The sequence below is a fragment of the Rothia sp. HMSC068E02 genome, assembly GCF_001813565.1.
Lineage (GTDB): Bacteria > Actinomycetota > Actinomycetes > Actinomycetales > Micrococcaceae > Rothia.
Genome location: NZ_KV812873.1, coordinates 1 through 18,178, shown reverse-complemented (window position 1 = coordinate 18,178; position 18,178 = coordinate 1). Strand labels below are relative to the sequence as shown.

Here is an 18,178-nt window from a genome sequence, read left to right as displayed (position 1 = left end):
CAAAAAATACCTATTCCATGTCGCAAACTCATCTTTAAAAAAGGAACGAGATTTTGATACAACCCGCTTTGAAGAAATCAAAGAATAACAACCTCATAAACTAAAAATAAAGCCCCCGCGGCCGAGAGTCATCCTCTCAGCCACGGGGGCTTCACCGTATCAGCGTGTCCTCACGCGGCAAACGTTAGGAGGCGCGGCGGCGGGAACGCAGCACCATCACAGTACCCGCACCCAACACCAGCGCACCGCCCACAGCCACAGACACCGCACCAAAACCAGTACGCGCCAGGCCGCCCTGCTGGGAGCTAGCGCCACCAGAAGAAGCAGACACACCGGACTGGCCCAGGGAGCCGCCACCGGTACCACCGCCGGAGATACCACCCGGGTACACGCCGCCAGCAGAACCATCAGCCGAACCGTCAGAGGATCCCTGCGCGTTCACGTCACCGGCAGCGCCAGAAGCACCAGCCTGACCGGACTGACCACCCTGCGCGGCACCAGACTGCGCGGAGCCGGGCTGGTTAGCACCAGCGGTACCGCCCGGGGTTGCCGAATCCACACGGCGCACACCACTAAAGTCGTCCTTAGCCGCATTCGGGTCCTTCGGCACGGCAGTCTCAAACGAGCACGCATCCGACGCCTTCTTACCCACAGCAACCGCAAGCTGCTGCACCGGGCTGTTCACCTCAGTACCATCAGCCAGGGTCGCAGAATAGTGCACGTCAAACATGTACTGGCCAGGCTCAGAGAACACCCAGTTCGCGTGTGCGTGCGTCGCGTAATCAATGTCGATCGTAGTCTTGCCGGTCGTCGAGTCCAGCAGCACATCCGCACCGTTCAGCGACTCAGTGAACATGCCGAAGCGCGCACCCTCAGGCATGACCTTCGGCACCACGTGCAGGCGCACGGGGCCGCGCAGCTGCGAGTAGTCAATGTCCTGCGTGTTGTAGCCGGGCCAGGGCAGGCCGCTCTGCTGGGTCTGCGGCAGGCCGTAGAAGGCGGTGCCGACCGGGCCCATGAAGTTCAGCTTCTCATCAGCCATACGTTCGGTGCGCACACGGCGAGCGTTCTCGCTGACAGTCCACACGACCGAATCGAGCGGGCGCACGGTCGAATCAGCGTCAATGATGCCGCTGTCGTCGCGCAGACCCACGGACAGCTGGCGGTCCTTCAGAGTTGCCTGGATGTCCAGGTGGCCGTGCGAAATCTTGGTGCGGCCGTCAATCTGGCCGGGCACGCACTGGTGACCCGGGGTTCCGGGGGTGGACGGCTGCGCAGACGGCGCCGGGTTAGTCGGAGCAGGGGCGCTCGGGGTCGGGTTCGCGGGCGCGGGGCTAGACGGTGCCGGAGTGGAGGGCGCCGGAGCAGGTACGCTCGGCTCTGCGGAGGCGGTCGGCACCGCAGGCACGGTCGGAACCTCGCTGGGAGACACCGACGGAACGGTGCTGGGCTCAGCGGTCGGAGCCTCGGAAGGAGCCTCGCTCGGCTCAGCGCTAGGAGCTTCAGTCGGCGCGACGGTAGGCTCAGCGCTCGGCGACGGATCCACCGGAGCAGGCTTCGGCGCATCACTAATGGGTGCGCTATCGGGAGCCAAAGCACCGTGCGCAGTGTACTTGGTGCCCGGCTCGTAGTTCGCCGCAACCTCAGTGGTGGAGGCGGAAGCGTTCATATCCGGGTGGGTCAGCATCTTCACGCGCAGAGCCGTGCCCTTGTAGAACGACTCATCACGGAAGGTAAAACGCGCCACACCATCCTCAACGGAGCCTTCCAGGTCGAGGTACGGGTAGACCGGGTCATCCTGGGCGTAGAAGCCGCCGCGCATGAAGCCGCGCACCTTCGGGTCCTTGAAGCGGACCTCAACGGTGCTGAAGCCGTTGCCGTTCGGGGTGACGGTCACGTCGTAGTCCATGCTGGTCGGCGTGTACTGCTGGGTGCTGAGTACGGTGTTCGCCTGATCCGGGATTTCTTCGGGCCAGGAGCCGTTACCGTCGTCGCTGTACACGCTCTCAGCCTTGCCGGGCTCGTAGGTGAGCTTGTGCGAGATCCAGCGGGACGCCTCCGCGCTGTTCGCATCGGAGGTGTCGGGGGTGAAGACAGCCTGCAGCTGGGAACCCTCGCTACCGAGCATTTCAGACCAGGTGGCGGTACCGTTCACGACCGGCAGGTCGGTCAGGAAGTAGCCGTTGTTGTACAGGGTCAGGGTGCCCTTGAGGTTCTTGTTCGCGGCGGTGAAGGTGATGTCGCTGAGCTTGTCGTCGGCGTCCTTGTTCTTAGCCGGGTCGGCGTCCAGGCGGTGCGGTGCCACGGACAGCACGTACTTTGCGGCGTCCAGGTCACCGACGGGTGCCGCATTGTAGCGGTCGACGGTGGGCACGGCGGTGGGGGTGCCGTCACCGAGCACGGGCTGCATGCCACCAACCTGCCAGACCAGCTTCGACGGCTTGGAGCTAATGATGCGGCCGTCGGTGGAGCGCGCCACGGTGCGGTAGGTGACCACGTAGCGGCCGGGGCGGGTGAAGGTCGTGGTGTTGTGGGTGTGGCTACCTTTGTCGAGCAGCCAGGAGTGCCAGCCGGTCGAGCTGCTGGAGAGCATGCGGTACACGTCGGCGGGGGCGTCGTCCGGGTTGTAGCGGAAGAGCTCCATACGGCCGGGACCCTCAACGGAGAGAATGTCGGTAGCGAACACGCCGTCACGGAAACGCTCAGTGGGCACCTTCGTGGATGCGCCCAGGCCAGCCCAGATGGGGTCCTGGTTGCCGTAGGTCAGGTGCGGTGCCATGTAGAGGGTCTGGCCGGGTTCGCCGAGGAACGCCAGGGAGGGCGAGTCGCCCAGGGTCATGGTGTACTGCGACTTGCCGTCCCTGGTGCTGTAGCCCTTGCCGACCCAGTTAACGGTCTTGTCCAGTTCGTAGGTGTCTGCGCCGGTCTTGTAGGGGTTCGCCTCGTTCATGAGGACGAAGGTGCCGTTCTGCTCGTCCCAGTATGCCTTGGGGGCGTCAACGTGGCCCTTGGTGGTGACGATTTTGCCGTCGTCGGGGCCTGCTGCGGCGGGCAGGGAGGGGGCAGCGCCGGCGAGCGCGAGCAGTGCTGCGGCGGAGAGGAATGCGGCGGCGCGGCGGAGGGCGGGCTTGCCGCCGGGGATGAAGAGTGCGGGGGTGTGTGTGGTGACCCGTCGTTGGGTCTGCTTCTGAGAGCTCATGACAACCTTTCTCATTTTTCTATTTCCTAGGGTAGCTCTTTTGCAAATAATTGTCATTTAGAACCTAAGTGAGTATAGTGATTCTCAGAAACACGTGTGCGCCGAGGCGCGCCCAAAAACGCACACCACGTACATCCACAAAGAGAAAAACACGGCAGAGCGCACCCCGAACCCAAGAGGGAAACCGGCAACAGGCCGCCGGACCCAGCATCGGGCAAACCCCGAAAGCACCGGGCCCCGAACACACCGGGCAACGCGCCAGCCAACGAGCAGTCATCCAAGGAGCCACCATGCAAGGACGCACCAAACCTCTGAGCCTACTCAGCGCAACCACCCTCGGATGCACCCTCGCACTCGGGGCACCTCTCGCCCTCCCCCAGGTCGGCACCTTCACCGCCGCACAGGCGCAGGAAAACCAGACCGGCACCCAGGTAGGCACCGAGTCGCGCGGTTACGTCAACTACGAAGGCGACTACGTCATCGCGGGCGTACACACCGAAATGCTCAACGCATTCCTCGACGGCAACCAGTTCACCCTCGGCACCCTCGCAGACACCGCCCCCGGCCAGCAGGGACGATTCAACCCCGCCCGCACCGTCTTCCACCTGCCCGACGTCGAGGATGCACACACCAACGTCGTAGCAGGCTACGACTACATTGCCCCCGAAGGCACCGACATCTTCTACATTCCCTCCACCCGCACCCGCGGCCTGATCTACCCCGGCCTCGGTGCGGAAGGAATCCGCCCCGGCGCGCTCAAGGACAACACCATCAACCTTGAACTCGTGCGTAGCAGCGTACCCGAAGGCGGCCGCGCCGAAGTCTTCACCGAATCCGGTCGCGACAACCCGCGCGTCTTCAGCACCAACGACAAGCTCGCACCGCACACCATCACCTCTGGCGGCCACGAGCACCTCAGCTGGGCATTCACCCGCGCCGGCATCTACCAGCTGACGTTCCGCGCCACCGCAACCCTTGCCGACGGCACCCCGGTCAGCTCCGAGGCGACCTACACCATCGCCGTGGGCACTAACGCTGAGGACGGCTTCAAGCTCCTGAACGGGCAGAACGCCGCAAAGGAAGCAACCAAGGACGCCACGAGCGAGGCAACCACTACCCCCGAGGCAACCTCCACCGCCACCGAGAGCGCCACCAGCAGCCCCAGCGCATCTACCTCCGCAAGTGCTGAGGCGAGTGCATCTGCTGAGGCGAGCGCATCCACCGGTATTCGCCGCGTGGATGGATCCGTGAACGGTCAGAACGCCGCGCAGGTGACCGACCCGAACAGCGCGAAGGCGGCGGCAAATGGTGAGCAGGTATCCCAGGGCGGATCCGGTGTAACCGCTATCAGCGGCACCGACAACACCAATAACGGCTCTGACAAGGGTGAAAACAAGGACGGCAATGCCACCAGCGCGAAGGGATCCAGTGTGAAGGGCTCCAACGCCCAGAACATCAGCGCACCCAGCAACGGCGGCGGCATTACCGGTAACGGCGTGCTGTCCTCCGGTCTGCCCGGCAGCCTGAACCAGCAGTGCATCGCCACCGAGGTTCCCGCCGAAGATGCCAAGGACTCTAAGGACGCTCAGAAGGACAACAAGCAGAGCAACCAGGCAGCCCAGGCACCGACCAGCATCCCCACCCTCGCCGTGGTCAACACCGCCGAGCACAGCGGCCGTGAAGAAGTCACCCACGGCCACTTTGACGTGGGCCCGATCCTCAACGGCGGCAACCTCACCAGCAGCGTGAAGGACGACCGCACCAGCCCCGCCCGCCACGTCTCCCCCGGCGCCCTCGAGTTCGTACTCAATGACGCCGCGAAGATCAACCTGCCCGCAGGCATGGAGAACATCGCCCCGGCAGGCACCCCCGTGCACATGATCGGTGCAACCCAGCAGCAGGGCGTGCCCTGGCTCGGCTGGAGCACCCAGGACCCCGAACTGCTCAAGCAGCTCGACGGCCCCGTCACCATGAGCCTCAACGGTTTTGAGGGCCCCGGCACCATGTCCACCTTCCTCTCCGGCAACTTCGGTTCCGCCGGTCAGAAGGTCTTCGATTCGCGTAGCGGCGGCTCCTTCCAGGTGCCCGCAAACACCCACCAGCACAGCAACTGGGTGTTCACCGCTGAGGGACGCTACACCGTGACCATCGGCTGGACGGCACGCCTGAAGAACGGTCAGCAGGTCAGCAGCGAATCGGTTCTGCACTTCACCGTCGGCAACCCCGATAACGCCCCGGCAAGCAACAACGCGCAGGGTGCGGCAGACACCAAGCAGGACGGTGGCAACGCTAACAGCGCTAACGGCGCCAACAACGGCGGCGAGAAGAGCACCGCAAAGAACCCCGTCAACGGCACCGTCGACGAAGCCACCGGCATCGTCACCAAGCCCGACGGATCCAAGGTGCGCATCGTCGGTAAGACCGCCTCCGGTGAGGATTGCGCCCTGACCAGCCAGGAACTCGCGAACGCACAGAAGGCAGCCGCCGCAGGTAAGCTGCCGAACACCGGTGTGGTCATCGACCCGTTCATGGTCAGCACCTCCATTCTGGCGCTGGCACTCGGTGCCATGATTCTGCGTTCGGCACGCCGAAAGGGCCGCAGCGGTGACACCGCATAGCGGGCATACCGACGCGCACACCTATAGTCGGCGTACCGCCCTCACCCTCGCCTCCCGTATTGCGGTGGGTGCGGGGGTGGGGGCTGGTGCCTTCGCACTGAGCGGATGCGCCAGCACCGTGAACGCCTCCTCCGACCGGATGCGCGTGGTCGCCACGACCCCGATCCTGGCGGACTTAGCGCAGCAGATTGCAGGAGAGCGCGCCAGCGTGCACTCCCTGGTGCCCGCCGGTGCTGACCCGCACTCGTATGAGCCGAGCCTGCGCGATATCCGCGATGTCGCCTACGCCCGCTGCGCCCTGACGAACGGTCTGCTGCTGGAGCAGCGTAAGCTCAGCAAAATGGTTGAGGCGAACCTGCCCGCAGGCGTTGTGTCCGTGGCGGTTGCGGAGAAGATTGAGCAGTACGGCGGCAAGCTGGAAGCCATTGTTGAGGATGCCTCCCTGGACTCCATCTGGCTGGGTTTGCGTGTTGAAGAGGGCGGGCAGAACGAATCCGCCCCCGCCGACTCTTCGGATGCAGGAATGCGCTTTGAGGTGCAGAGCGTGCGGGCGCGCACCTCTACCGATTCGTCGAATGCGCAGTTGGCGGCGTTCATTACGCAGACCTTCGGCGCGGTGGAGATGCTGTGCGATTCGCATGCGCGCGGCGTGAACCTCACCCGTGAGGGGGACACCGCGATCCGCACCGGCGATATGGGTTCACTGGAGCTTCCGTTGCAGGCGCATACGCACCTGTCGTGGGCGTTTAGTGATGCCGGCGAGTACGCCATTGAGCTAAGCGCCACCGCGGTGAAGGCCCCGGAGTCGGTGCGTTCTTCGCGCGGCACCCTGTACTGCGCGGTCGGTCGTGACCCGCAACAGCTGGTGGACCGTCTGGCGAAAGAACAGAACGTTTCTGCCGCCGAGATCAAGGTTCTTTCCGCAGGTCACGCCGATATTACGGCACGCACCGGCGACGGCAGGCTCGTGCTTCGCGCGGATTCCTCCCAGGGCGCCGTAGAGTACGAACTGAACCGCACCGTGGTCGCGGTCCCCTCCCGCACCCTGCAGGAGGTGCCCGCCGGCGGCAGCTACCGTTTCCTGCGTTCGGGTGCTTCGGAGCATCGCGGTCAGGTGTATCTGTTGGCGCAGGCCGTTCTGGGCAAGCACGTGCACGGCGAAATCGACCCGCACATTTGGCATTCGGTGCCGAACGCGAAGGCGAGCGTGCAGGTCATTCGTGACGCGCTCATCTCCGCCGACCCGGAGGGTGCGAGCGAGTACGCGACCCGCACCGAGCAGGTCATGAAGGAGCTTGACGCCCTGGACGCTCAGCTGCGTCAGGTGTACGGGGGTCTGCCGGAGTCGGCACGCAACCTGGTCACCACGCACGACGGCTACCGCTACCTGGCGAGCACCTACGGGTTGCACATTGCCGGTTTTGTGAGTGCCAGCGCCAGCGGTGAGCCGAGCATTCAGCAGCGTCAGCGCCTGCGTCGCACGGTCGAGGATTTGAAGGTTCCAGCGATTTATCTGGACAAGTCCACGGCGATGCGTTCACCGGTTCTCACGGAGCTGGCTCGGGAGGCTCAAGTGCGTACCGGGGTGCTCTATTCGGACACTCTGGATGCGCAGGCTCCTCACTACGCGCAGATGATGCTGGCGAATGCTCACACGATTGCGCTGTGCTCGGGGGCTAGTTCTGGCGGCGATTCTTCGGGTGCTAGCTGCTCGGAGGCAAGCACCTCATAACCCGGTTTTAAGCTACCCACAAGCCCATATAGCCGCATCAGCATATAGATAATCTTTCACACACCGTTTCGGTCATGATCCAAGGAAGTCCTCATGATGAACTCAACCACCCCCTCCCGCTCCTCACGTAGCCGCGCGCTGCCCGCCCTGGCCCTGGGCGCAAGCCTCATGCTCGCACCCCTGGGTGTCGCACACGCGGAGAGCACCCCGGCAACCGCTGAGAGCGCCTCGGCTCAGCCAAGCGACAGCAACCTCAGCCGCGGCGAGCGTGCCCTCACCCAGACCCTGTCGGCGGAGCAGCCGGTCGCATCCGGCCGCACCGAAATTTCTGCCGGTCACGTGGATATGGGTCCTCGTTTCAACAACGGCAAGTTTGAGCTCATGCTCCACGACGACCACGGCGAAACCCCCGTCTGGCGTAGCCTGGACGAGGTCATCTACCGCGGTAGCGATAAGGCGATCCTTGAGGTGCCGAACGACCCGCGTTACTCCTTCGTGGGTGCGCCCGCCGGCTCTAAGGTGTACGTGATTCCGCAGACCGAAACTAAGGGCGTGATCTGGCCGGGTTGGAACACTCAGGATCCGCAGCTGGTGTCCAAGCTGAACCGCGGCGTGAACCTGACCCTGGAGCAGGTAAGCGGCCCCGGCACGTTCAGCCTGTACCTGGAGAACGGCAACTTCTCGGCACCGCAGGTGCTGTGGTCCTCGACCAAGAGTGAGCCGCAGAAGCTGTGGGTGGAGAAGAACACTCACACCCACGCGAACTGGGTGTTCACTGCCCCCGGCGAGTACCTGCTGAAGGTCACCGCGAGCGCTGAGCTGTCTGACGGTTCGACCGTATCTGATACCCGCTACCTGAAGTTTGCGGTGGGTGATTCTGCGAGCGCTGACGCCCTGTACGCGATGGAGGCGCAGGCGCGCGGTTCTGCATCCTCAGGTTCGGCTTCTTCTGCTTCCTCCGATGCTTCGGCTTCTTCTGCTTCTCAGGCATCCGGTTCTTCTTCTGCCGCCGCAGCGAGCGATCAGAGCGGTTTCCGTGCTGAGTTCACGATTTCCTGGAGTCCTATTGTCGCTGGCATCGTGGTCGTGGTGGGCGTGGGCGCATTCATCGTCTCCCGGCGTCGCCGCTCATCCGCGCAGCGTGAGGCTCTGGATGAAGTGCGCGGTGACCGTTCGTGAGCGCGTCGGTAACAGCGGGTACTGAGCCCGTTCTTGAGATTTCAAACCTGTACGCCGGCTACGCGCGCCGTTCCATCCTCAAGGATCTGTCCCTGACCCTGGAGCGCGGCGAGTTTGCGGGTCTGATTGGTGCTAATGGTGCCGGTAAGACCACGCTGCTGCGCACCATTTTGGGTCTGATTCGCCCGGCGTCCGGTCAGGTTCGGGTGCTGGGTGAGTCGCCGCGTGTGGCGCGTGCGCATATTGGTTATGTGCCGCAGAAGCACCAGTTCCAGTGGGATTTTCCTCTGACCGTTAAGGACACGGTGATGACCGGTCGCGTGCGTGAGATTGGGTTCTTCCGCCGCCCGGCGAAGAAGGATTGGGTTCAGGTTTTTTCGGCGATGGAACGCACCGATGTTCTGCACCTGCAGGACGCTTCCATTGCGGAGCTTTCCGGTGGTCAGCGTCAGAGGGTTCTTTTGGCGCGCGCTTTGGCGGCGAACCCCTCCCTGCTGCTGCTGGATGAGCCGTTTACGGGCGTGGACGCGCCGACTCAGACCACTCTGACTCGCTTGTACCGTGAGTTGGCGGGTGAGGGCATCACGATTCTGATGTCTACGCACGACATGCTGGCGGCGCGTGAGTCCTGCTCGCGTCTGTGCGGTGTGCGTGGCAATATTCACCTGGATGGTCCGGCGGACTCCTTTAGCCTGGAGCAGCTGCATACGTGGTTGCACGGTCACGATATTGAGGAGGCGCAGGGCCACGCCCGCACGGGCTTCACCTGTGCCGGTGGTGCGTTGGATGAGTACGGCCACGAGTTGCCTGATTCCTGCGCTTCTGATCATTCTCTCTCCCCCGCCCATACTGCTTCTACCGGGGGTGCCCGTTGATTACTCCTATCGATTTTCTTGCCGACCTGTTCAACCCGTCTCTGGCGTTCCTTCCGCGCGCCCTGGCGGCGGTGCTGCTCGCGTCGGTGGTGACCGGCGTGGTGGGCTGCCACGTGCTGATGCGCGGCATGGTCTTCATTGGCGATGCGGTGGCGCACTCGGTGTTCCCGGGTCTTGCGGTAGCGTTCGTACTGGGCGGCAACCTGATGGTGGGCGGCCTGACCGCGGGCGTGGTGACGGCTATTCTGGTGGCTATTTTTAGCCAGAATCAGCGGCTACGCGAGGATTCCGTCATTGGTATTTTCTTTGCCGCGTCTTTTGCGTTGGGTATTGTGATTATTTCGTTGGCGCCGGGCTATTCGGGGTCGGTACAGGATTTCTTGTTCGGCTCGATTGTGGGTGTTTCGAATGAGGACATTACCCAGGCGGCGATTATGGGTGCCGTTATTCTGCTGGTGTTGTGGCTGTTCCACCGCCAGATTGTGACGGTCAGCCTGGACCGTGAGAGTGCCCGCGCGATGGGCCTGCCGGTGCTTGCCTTGGATATTGTGCTGTACGTTCTGGTGACCATTTCTGTGGTGCTGGGTCTGCAGACGCTCGGTAATGTGCTGGTGCTGGCGCTTCTGGTGATTCCGGCGTCGGCAGCCCGCCTGGCGTGCCGCCGACTGGGGTCGATGATGGTGTTCTCGCCGGTGTTTGGCGGTATCTGCTCGATTGTTGGCCTGTACCTGTCCTGGGCATTTAACCTGCCGACGGGTGGCACGATTGTGCTGTCGATGGTGGCGGCTTTTGTGCTGGTGTGGGCGGTGACGGCGGTTCGTTCGCGAGCGCGTGCCCAGCTGAAGAATTAAACCCAGCTCAACCTCGACTCAATCCAACTTTCCTCGATTAAACGCACGAGGCGCATCCCTGTTTGAGGGGTGCGCCTCGTGCGTTTTTTACAGGTCTTAAATACCCAAAGTGAATCATGTTCATGTTTAAAGAACCAAAAGATACACTCCGCGTAATAAAAGCGCATAATTCAACATGTCGGGTTTAATGAAAATACAACCTATCAAATATTTCTTATGGGTTGATACATGTAGTGATAAAACAGTCACTGCACCCTCATTAGAGCTTCAAAGAAGGAGTTATCATGAAGGCATATGTATACCACGGCCCCGACCAGAAGGGCGCCTGGGAGGAAGTCCCGAACCCCACCATTCTTGAGCCCACGGACGTTATCGCCCGTGTCGACACCACCACCATTTGCGGTACTGACCTGCACATCCTGAAGGGCGACTGCCCCGAGGTGGACCACGGACGTATCCTCGGCCACGAGGCTGTCGGTACCATTACCGAGATTGGCTCCGCGGTGACTGACCTGAAGGTCGGCGACCGCATCATCATCCCCGCCGTGACCAGCTGCGGTAAGTGCTCCTACTGTAAGGCGAACCAGCCTTCGCACTGCCAGACCGTTGGTGGTGTCGGCTGGATTTTCGGTTACATGATTGACGGCACCCAGGCAGAATACGTGCGTGTTCCCTACGCAGAGACCTCGGTCCACCTGGTTCCGGAGGGGCTGACCGATGAGGACGTCCTCTTCCTCACCGACGCACTGCCCACCGGCTTCGAGATCGGTATTCTGAACGGCAACACCAAGCCCGGCGACACCGTCGCTGTCGTGGGTGCAGGCCCCGTGGGTCTGGGCGCAATCATGACCGCTAACCTCTGCGGTGCCGGCCGCGTCATCACCATCGACTTTGACGACAACCGCATGAACAAGGCACTGGAGCTGGGCGCCACCGATAAGGTCAATGCGGGCGACCCGGACTTTATCGAGAAGATTAAGGCCCTCTCCCCCGACGGCCTAGGCGTGGACGTGGCAATTGAGGCTGTGGGTGTTCCGCAGACCTTCGAGACCTGCACCAAGATTGTTCGCCCCTACGGCAACATCGCTAACGCTGGCGTGCACGGCAAGCCCGTTGAGCTGCCCCTGAACACCATGTGGATTTCTAACGTTCGCATCAACATGGGCCTGGTCAACTGCAACACCGTCGGTAACCTGCTGAACATGGTCCGCTCCGGTCGCCTGAACGCTAAGGCAATGGCAACCCACCACTTCACTTTCGACCAGTTCGAGGAAGCCTACGACCTGTTTACCCACGCTGCCGAGCACAACGTGGTGAAGGTTGTTATCTCCCGCGACCCCGAGGTTGCGGCATAGACTGCGGTAGGCTCATATACCGCTCATACTGAAACCCCGAACTTTCGTTAGGGATTTCAGTGGGATGTATTCATGACACTGCGAACATCCCCACGATTCGCCTCCGGGTGGGAGAGGGTAGGTCCCACCCGGAGCGCGAATCGCCCTCCCCTACCCCGAGATGTAGTTATTTTCTGAAGAGACAAGATTTTCTGAAGATTCAAGAGATGCGCCAGCTCGGGGTTTTCTGTTCCCTCAACCCATTCTTTGGTGGGTTTAGGGGCGGTTCCTCAAGCATGATGCACCCTCCACCGGGCGCTCTGCCGACCCGCTCTTGCGGGTTCTTCTGCCAGGCAACCTCTACTGGTGGAGGGGCGCATCATTTGGCTCTTCTTGGTCGGGCGGTACCTCCGATTCTGCTCCTCCTTGAAGGGAAAGGAAAAGGGTCGCACGCTTACGATTCAATGGCGATTCGTAGGCTGCGACCCTTTTCTCATGCCCGGAATGTGGTGCTCCGGAGATTTTCTGCGCTCCGGGCGGCTATTTAGTTTTTGGGTTTCTCATCGTCAGCCTTCTCGCCGATAGCGGCGTTCTGTGTGATGGGGTTGAACACCTCCGTGGGATCATCCTCTCCGAATGCGGCAGATACCCCAGATGCGGCGGACAATTCGGCGGCGCCTCCGATGACGGGTTCGGTGGGCGCATCCTCAACGGGTACTTCAGCCAGATTCTCGGCAGGTACCTCGGCAGGAGCCTCGACGGACACCTCCGCGACGATGGACTCCTCCGAGGCGGACTCCGCAGAGGCAGGCGCCTCCGGAGCCTTCTGTGCATCCTCCGGCTTATCCTGAGCCGGCGCCTCTACAGGCTGCCCAGAAACACCCTGCTCAGTAGCTACCGGCTCACCGTGCGCGGATTCCTTCTTCGCATCCTTGTGCGCGTCCTTATGTTCGAGCCTGTAGATGATGCGCGGTTCCAGGCGCTCAAAACCAATCTTGGAGCGCACCCAGTTCACGAAGCGGTCGATACGGTCCTCACCCTCGGTGGTTTCCGCAACCCGGTAGTTGCGCGGCAGCATCACGCTGTCGCTGAGCACGCGCGGGTACTCATCAATCTCCTGAATACCCGCCATGTACATGTTCTCGCGGAACTGGTGAGCGAACTCCTGCTGACCGAGGAACAGCTGGTCGGCGTAGGTTTTAGCCGCCAGGCGCTCGCTGTAGGCGTCCTTGGAGTCGCGAGCGCCCTTCTTGGAGCCGTAAATATCCCAGAAGTAAAAGTACACATTGTTCGCGATAATGGCGGAGATAATGCGGTTCTGCAGGTACACGAGGGCACCGACGGCGACCGCACCAACAATCAGGAGCACCACGGCGAGCGGGGAGAGTGCAAAGTCAGACAGATTGCCGCGGTGGTTCGTGAACAGGCCAATCAGGTAGGCGATGGTGACCACGATGATGGGCACGCCGATGAAAATCACGGCCAGCGGAACCCAAATGTACAGCAGGGCACGTAGAATCAGGCGGTAGTAGCTAATCGAGTCGCCAATGGGGATGGGCGTAGGCTTCACGGAAGAGTGCGCACGCTTCATGAGCAGGCTGAAGATACGGTTGCTGTCGATGCCAACTTTACGCAGCTTCGATTCGAGGGACGCACGCTTGAGGAAGACCCGGTAGTTTTCGAGGACGACGCGCTGGTCGGAGGTGAGCTTTTCGGGGTCGGGTAGGGCGTTGAGGTCCAAGCCGGCTTCGGTGAGGAGCTTGCTCCACAGTTCCAGTCGCGCCAGTTCGGAGGGTTTTGCCGCCGCCTGCGCCTGGTAGTTCTTGTAGGAGATGAAGATGGTGCTGGCACCAATCAGCAGTGTAATGAAGGGTGCAATCCAGTCTTTGAGTCCCATGGTGGCGTTCCTCCTTGAGTGTGTGGAGCCGTTGGTTCCTCTGTCTTTTTCGGGCGACTTTTTCGGGCGTGAGCCTACTGTTTTTACCGTACCACCGGCACCTGTGCTGAACCTTTAAATGCGCAGGTGGGTGCGTAAAAATAGCCCCGCCTCCCGGCGCTCAAGAGCAACGGGAGACGGAGCTTATCTATGAGGTTTAGTGCGCTGTATTAGTGTTCTGCGGGCTTCATTTCGCGCGGTGCCTTGCGGATCATGAAGTAGCTAATGACGGCCATAACACCCATGAGCACGGCGCTGAATGCGGAGCTCAGCACCACGCCGGAGTCGAAGGCAGCGAATGCGGAGGAGAGCAGCTGGTTCGCCTGCTCGCCACCCACCTGGCTTGCGACCGTCACGGCACCGCCGAGGGTTTCGTGGGCGTGGTCGGCGAGAGTCTCATCCAGGCCGTCGGGTACAACCACATTTGCGCGGTAGACGGCGGTGAGCATGCCACCAATGATGACGGTGCCGAGCACCGTACCTGTCTCGTAGGAGGTCTCCGAGATCGCGGATGCCGCACCAGCCTTACGCGGCGGCACGCTGGAGAGCATCAGGTCGTTCGAAATGGTCTGCGCAATACCGATGCCGGTACCGAGCACAATGAAGATCAGGATAATCACCAAGTCGTTGTGCGCACCCAGGAAGGCGAGCACCGCGAACGCGGCAGCGTGGAGCGCCAGACCGAAAGACACCACCTGCGCCGGGTGGAAGTGCACCGCCACGCGCGCAATCACCAGACCGGCGATAATGATCGCCAGGGTACCGGGAATCAGCAGCATACCGGCGTACATGGGCGGCAGACCGGAGACCAACTGCAGGTGCTGGGAGGCGAAGTAGATGAAGCCAACGTCCACCATCATGGAGATGAGGTTTGCGGTAATCGCGCCGGTGAACACGGTGTTGCGGAAGAGGCGCACATCCAGCATGGGCTGAATATCGTTCTTCTCGCGGTTGAGCTGACGCAGCACGAACAGGACAATGAAGCACAGGCCGGCAAGGATGGTGCTGATAGCCACCGCATCGAACCCGGTTTCGGAGGTGTGAGTCAGACCGAAGGTAATGCCGGTCATGCCGGTCATAATCAGCAGGATGCTCAGCGGATCCACCGGGCTGGGGTTCGGGTCCTTCGACTCGGGAACCATAATCGGGGCGAGAATCAGCAGAGGAATCAGAATCGGCACAGCGAGCAGGAACACCGAACCCCAGTCGAAGTGCTCCAGCAGGAAACCACCCACAATCGGGCCCAGCGCCGCACCCGCCGAGAAGCCCGAAGCCCACACGGCAATAGCGATGCGGCGCTCGGTCGCATCCACAAAGATATTGCGAATAATCGACAGGGTTGCCGGCATGAGCATGGCGCCAAAAATGCCAAGCAGGGCGCGGGCAACCACGAGCATCAGCGCGGAGGGCGCGAATGCCGCGAGCGCAGAGATTGCCGCGAAGCCGGTCGAGCCGATGAGCAGCAGCTTGCGGCGACCGATGCGGTCACCGATAGCGCCCATGGGCACGAGCAGGGCGGAGAGCACCAGGGAGTAGGAGTCAACGATCCACAGCTGCTCCGCGGAGGAGGGGCTCAGCGCCTTAGCGATTGCGGGCACCGCGAAGGCAAGCACTGTGTTGTCGATGGAGACCAGGAGCACCGGCAGCATGAGGACGGCGAGCGCGGTCCAGCGCTTAGCCTTCTGCTCGGGGGCATGGATGGGCAGAGCCGTGGTCTGCGGGTTGTGATTCGTCATGGGTTGTTTTCGTGCGTCTATAAGGTGTCGGCTGATGTGGCGGACGCGGGCGCGGCATCAGCTCGGCCTGTCTTTTTTGGGGTGGTCCGGGACGGTGTGCTCCCGGCGCGGCCCAACAGGCGAAGATTAACTATACCAACTGGACGGTATAGTTTCAAGCGGTTAGACTGGTACCCATGAGCACCCCCAACCACCGCAAACAACGAGCCAATAACTCTAGCGAGCACATCCTCGACACCTACGTCGACCTGCTGATTCACACCGGAGAACGCGCCGCAACCCTCGACGCCGTCGCCACCGCCGCCAAGGTGTCCAAGGGCGGGCTGCTCTACCATTTCTCCTCCAAGAAGGCGCTCCTCGAGGCACTCGCCGAACGCACCGTCACCCTGGCGGAAGAAGACTTTGAGACCATGGCGCAGGCACCCGAAGGGGCAAGCGCCTACTACATCAACTCCTCCATTCCGAGTGACACCCCCTTCGACCGGGCCCTCATTGCCCTCAGCCGCCTGGCACAGAATAACAACGAGCTCGCCCAGCAAACCCTAGCCCGCGTGCAGGAGGGCTGGCACTCGCTCATTCTTGCCGAGCTCGGTGACGAACGCATCGCCCGCGCCGTGCTGCTTCTGGGTGACGGAATGTACTACAACGCGGCACTCGGAGGCGACTCCGCCAGCCCGCAGAGGGCCGCAGCCATCGCGGCAGACCGTGCGGCACTCGAACGCGCCCTGCAGGTTCTCAAGGCGGCGGCTCGTTAAACCACAAAAGCCACTCTATACAGCGGTTAAAGCCACAAGCTAAAACCGCTGCCTCACACCCTATTCTTCAGCGCCACCGAGCACCCGGGGCTTAAACTGGAAGGGCACGTATCTACTCTTCAACCTAAGGAGTTCCGATGATTTTCATTGCTGTAAAGTTCCCCGTCAAGCCCGAATACGCCGACCAGTGGATTGAGAAGACCCGCGCTTTCACCGAGGCAACCCGCGCCGAGGAGGGCAACAAGTTCTTCGAGTGGTCCCGCAGCGTTGAGGACCCGAACGAGTTCGTTCTGCTCGAGGCTTTCAACGACGACGCAGCTGGCCCGCACGTGAACTCTGACCACTTCCAGCAGGCTATGAAGGACATGCGTCCGATGCTGACCGCAACCCCGAAGATTATTTCTCGCCTGATTGACGGCGAGGACTGGGACGCTATGGGCGAGCTGCAGATCGACTAGTCTGCACCCCTACTCTGCATCTAAAACTGCATAGTTAGACACTGCATAGTTAGACTCTAGAGCGCCCCTCCGCATTGTTCTATTGGACATGCCGGAGGGGCGCTTTGATGTGTCCGGTACCTGAACTTTTTCCCCTTGACACGACGCGGATGGTACCGGTTTTCGACTCAGCGGGTGCCTTGCGTGCATTTTTACCCTATTAACCCCTTAAAATGGGTAGAGTATGCACACCTATCGATACCCATTCGCACAGGAGGCCTGAATGAGCATCGCATCCCAGCCTCTTCCCGGCGCAGTCGCCACTGAAGAGCACAACGACGTGGACCACACCTCTGTATCTCTCGCTGTCTCAACCGTGATTCTAGCTTTGCGCCCCAAGGAAAACGAGACCCACCCGACCCTGTGGCTGCCGCTGGTTCGCCGCCTCCGCGAGCCTTATAAGGGCCAGTGGGCGCTTCCTGGCGGTCCGCTCAACCCGAATCTTTCCCTCGAAGAGGCAGCGGCTTCGACGCTGAAGCGCGCAACCAACCTGCAGCCCGGCTACCTGGAGCAGCTCTACGCGTTCGGCGACGTTCTGCGCACCCCCGAGGCGCGTGCCGCCCGCGTTGTGGGCGAGCCCGAACCGGCACCCGGTACTGATCATGAGCGCGTGGTTTCCGTGGTGTACTGGGCGTCGATTCCCGCCACCGAGGTCGCGAACACTCGCGTGCACGAGAACATCCGCTGGTTCCCGGTGGATGAGCTGCCCGAGCTCGCCTTCGACCACAACGAAATCATTGAGTACGCGCTCTACCGCCTGCAGAACAAGGTCGAGTACTCGCGTATTGCACACTCTTTCTTGGGTGAGGAGTTCACCCTGGCGCAGTTGCGTGAGGTGTACGAGGCGATTCTGGGTCGCACCCTGGATCCGGCGAACTTCCGCCGCCAGATTGCGGCGTCGAAGTCGATTATTGACACCGGCCGCCGCGTGGAGGGCACCCGTCACCGCCCGCCGCGCCTGTACCGTTACAACGACGCTCAGGCGTACGCGGATGCGGGCCCGCTGGGTATGTACCGTGAACGCCACGAAGCGTAATAGCGTTTCGCGTGTTGTACGCGCGCAGATTTAATGCTTAAAAGGAGGGGCGGCACCGATTGGTGTCGCCCCTCCTTTTGTGTTCTCTAGTACTCTCCAGTGCTCTCTAGGGGGTATCGGTACTTGTCAGAAGGTTTTGCGGGAGGGTGTTTGACTCAGCACCCGCACGCTCCCTATGCTGGAGTCCTCAGCTCTCTATCCGCGCTACCTCACCGTGGGGGTAACCTGCGAGCTGAACGCATTGTTGAACCGAAGCCACCCAAGGCGCGACCGGGGTGACCTTCGGAATCTAGGAGGCATCAAAGAAATGACCCACCGAGCATAAGCCCGGACCTCACAGAATTTTTTTCGCGCGCTCACGCAGCAGCTCTACGGACACGTTTCCTACGTGTTCCAATCAGCGCGCACGCACCCGGGCACAGGTACATCC

General features: G+C 61.8%; 12 protein-coding genes. 9 read left to right on the top strand and 3 right to left on the bottom strand.

All coding sequences use genetic code 11. The features are described from left to right. Positions 1-184: 184 nt before the first annotated feature. Entirely contained in the window at positions 185-3,199 is a 3,015-nt protein-coding gene (locus tag HMPREF2919_RS00940) for a choice-of-anchor M domain-containing protein (protein ID WP_070665793.1), read from the bottom strand. Positions 3,200-3,489: 290 nt separating this feature from the next. Here HMPREF2919_RS00940 and HMPREF2919_RS00935 point away from each other — a divergent pair, with 290 nt between their 5' ends. The 6 genes from HMPREF2919_RS00935 (at position 3,490) to HMPREF2919_RS00910 (ending at position 11,809) form a co-directional block, all read left to right on the top strand. Next, positions 3,490-5,817 carry a TIGR03773 family transporter-associated surface protein gene (locus HMPREF2919_RS00935; protein ID WP_070665790.1) on the top strand — a complete coding sequence of 776 codons (2,328 nt, stop codon included), beginning with the start codon at positions 3,490-3,492 and terminating at the stop codon, positions 5,815-5,817. Further along, positions 5,804-7,549: an anchored repeat ABC transporter, substrate-binding protein gene (locus HMPREF2919_RS00930; protein ID WP_070665787.1), complete on the top strand. Its 1,746-nt coding sequence runs from the start codon at positions 5,804-5,806 to the stop codon at positions 7,547-7,549. The genes HMPREF2919_RS00935 and HMPREF2919_RS00930 overlap by 14 nt, the downstream gene beginning before the upstream one ends. Before the next feature lie 93 nt (positions 7,550-7,642). Beyond that, positions 7,643-8,728 (top strand): TIGR03773 family transporter-associated surface protein, encoded by a 1,086-nt coding sequence (locus tag HMPREF2919_RS00925; protein ID WP_070665784.1) that lies wholly within the window; start codon positions 7,643-7,645, stop codon positions 8,726-8,728. Further along, a complete protein-coding gene (locus HMPREF2919_RS00920) occupies positions 8,725-9,603 on the top strand; it encodes a metal ABC transporter ATP-binding protein (RefSeq protein ID WP_070505477.1) in 879 nt (292 codons plus the stop codon). The genes HMPREF2919_RS00925 and HMPREF2919_RS00920 overlap by 4 nt, the downstream gene beginning before the upstream one ends. Next, entirely contained in the window at positions 9,600-10,454 is an 855-nt protein-coding gene (locus tag HMPREF2919_RS00915) for an anchored repeat-type ABC transporter permease subunit (RefSeq protein ID WP_070665781.1), read from the top strand. The genes HMPREF2919_RS00920 and HMPREF2919_RS00915 overlap by 4 nt, the downstream gene beginning before the upstream one ends. Before the next feature lie 284 nt (positions 10,455-10,738). Then, positions 10,739-11,809: an alcohol dehydrogenase catalytic domain-containing protein gene (locus HMPREF2919_RS00910; RefSeq protein ID WP_070665779.1), complete on the top strand. Its 1,071-nt coding sequence runs from the start codon at positions 10,739-10,741 to the stop codon at positions 11,807-11,809. Positions 11,810-12,332: 523 nt separating this feature from the next. Here the strand turns inward: HMPREF2919_RS00910 and HMPREF2919_RS00905 are convergent. Together HMPREF2919_RS00905 and HMPREF2919_RS00900 are read right to left on the bottom strand one after the other, a co-directional pair. Further along, the gene (locus HMPREF2919_RS00905) at positions 12,333-13,685 is read right to left on the bottom strand and encodes an NADH dehydrogenase (protein WP_070665777.1); all 1,353 of its coding nucleotides are present in this window, start codon (positions 13,683-13,685) and stop codon (positions 12,333-12,335) included. A gap of 209 nt (positions 13,686-13,894) precedes the next feature. Next, the gene (locus HMPREF2919_RS00900; RefSeq protein WP_070665774.1) at positions 13,895-15,460 is read right to left on the bottom strand and encodes an MFS transporter; all 1,566 of its coding nucleotides are present in this window, start codon (positions 15,458-15,460) and stop codon (positions 13,895-13,897) included. Positions 15,461-15,636: 176 nt separating this feature from the next. Here HMPREF2919_RS00900 and HMPREF2919_RS00895 point away from each other — a divergent pair, with 176 nt between their 5' ends. The 3 genes from HMPREF2919_RS00895 to HMPREF2919_RS00885 all read left to right on the top strand — a co-directional run bounded on the left by HMPREF2919_RS00895 (position 15,637) and on the right by HMPREF2919_RS00885 (position 17,748). Then, the gene (locus HMPREF2919_RS00895; protein ID WP_049350270.1) at positions 15,637-16,215 is read left to right on the top strand and encodes a TetR family transcriptional regulator; all 579 of its coding nucleotides are present in this window, start codon (positions 15,637-15,639) and stop codon (positions 16,213-16,215) included. A gap of 137 nt (positions 16,216-16,352) precedes the next feature. After that, positions 16,353-16,673, top strand: coding sequence for a putative quinol monooxygenase (locus HMPREF2919_RS00890; RefSeq protein ID WP_049350269.1), 321 nt, complete (start codon positions 16,353-16,355; stop codon positions 16,671-16,673). Between the two features lie 262 nt (positions 16,674-16,935). Then, positions 16,936-17,748, top strand: coding sequence for an NUDIX hydrolase (locus tag HMPREF2919_RS00885; RefSeq protein WP_049352856.1), 813 nt, complete (start codon positions 16,936-16,938; stop codon positions 17,746-17,748). Positions 17,749-18,178: the final 430 nt, after the last annotated feature.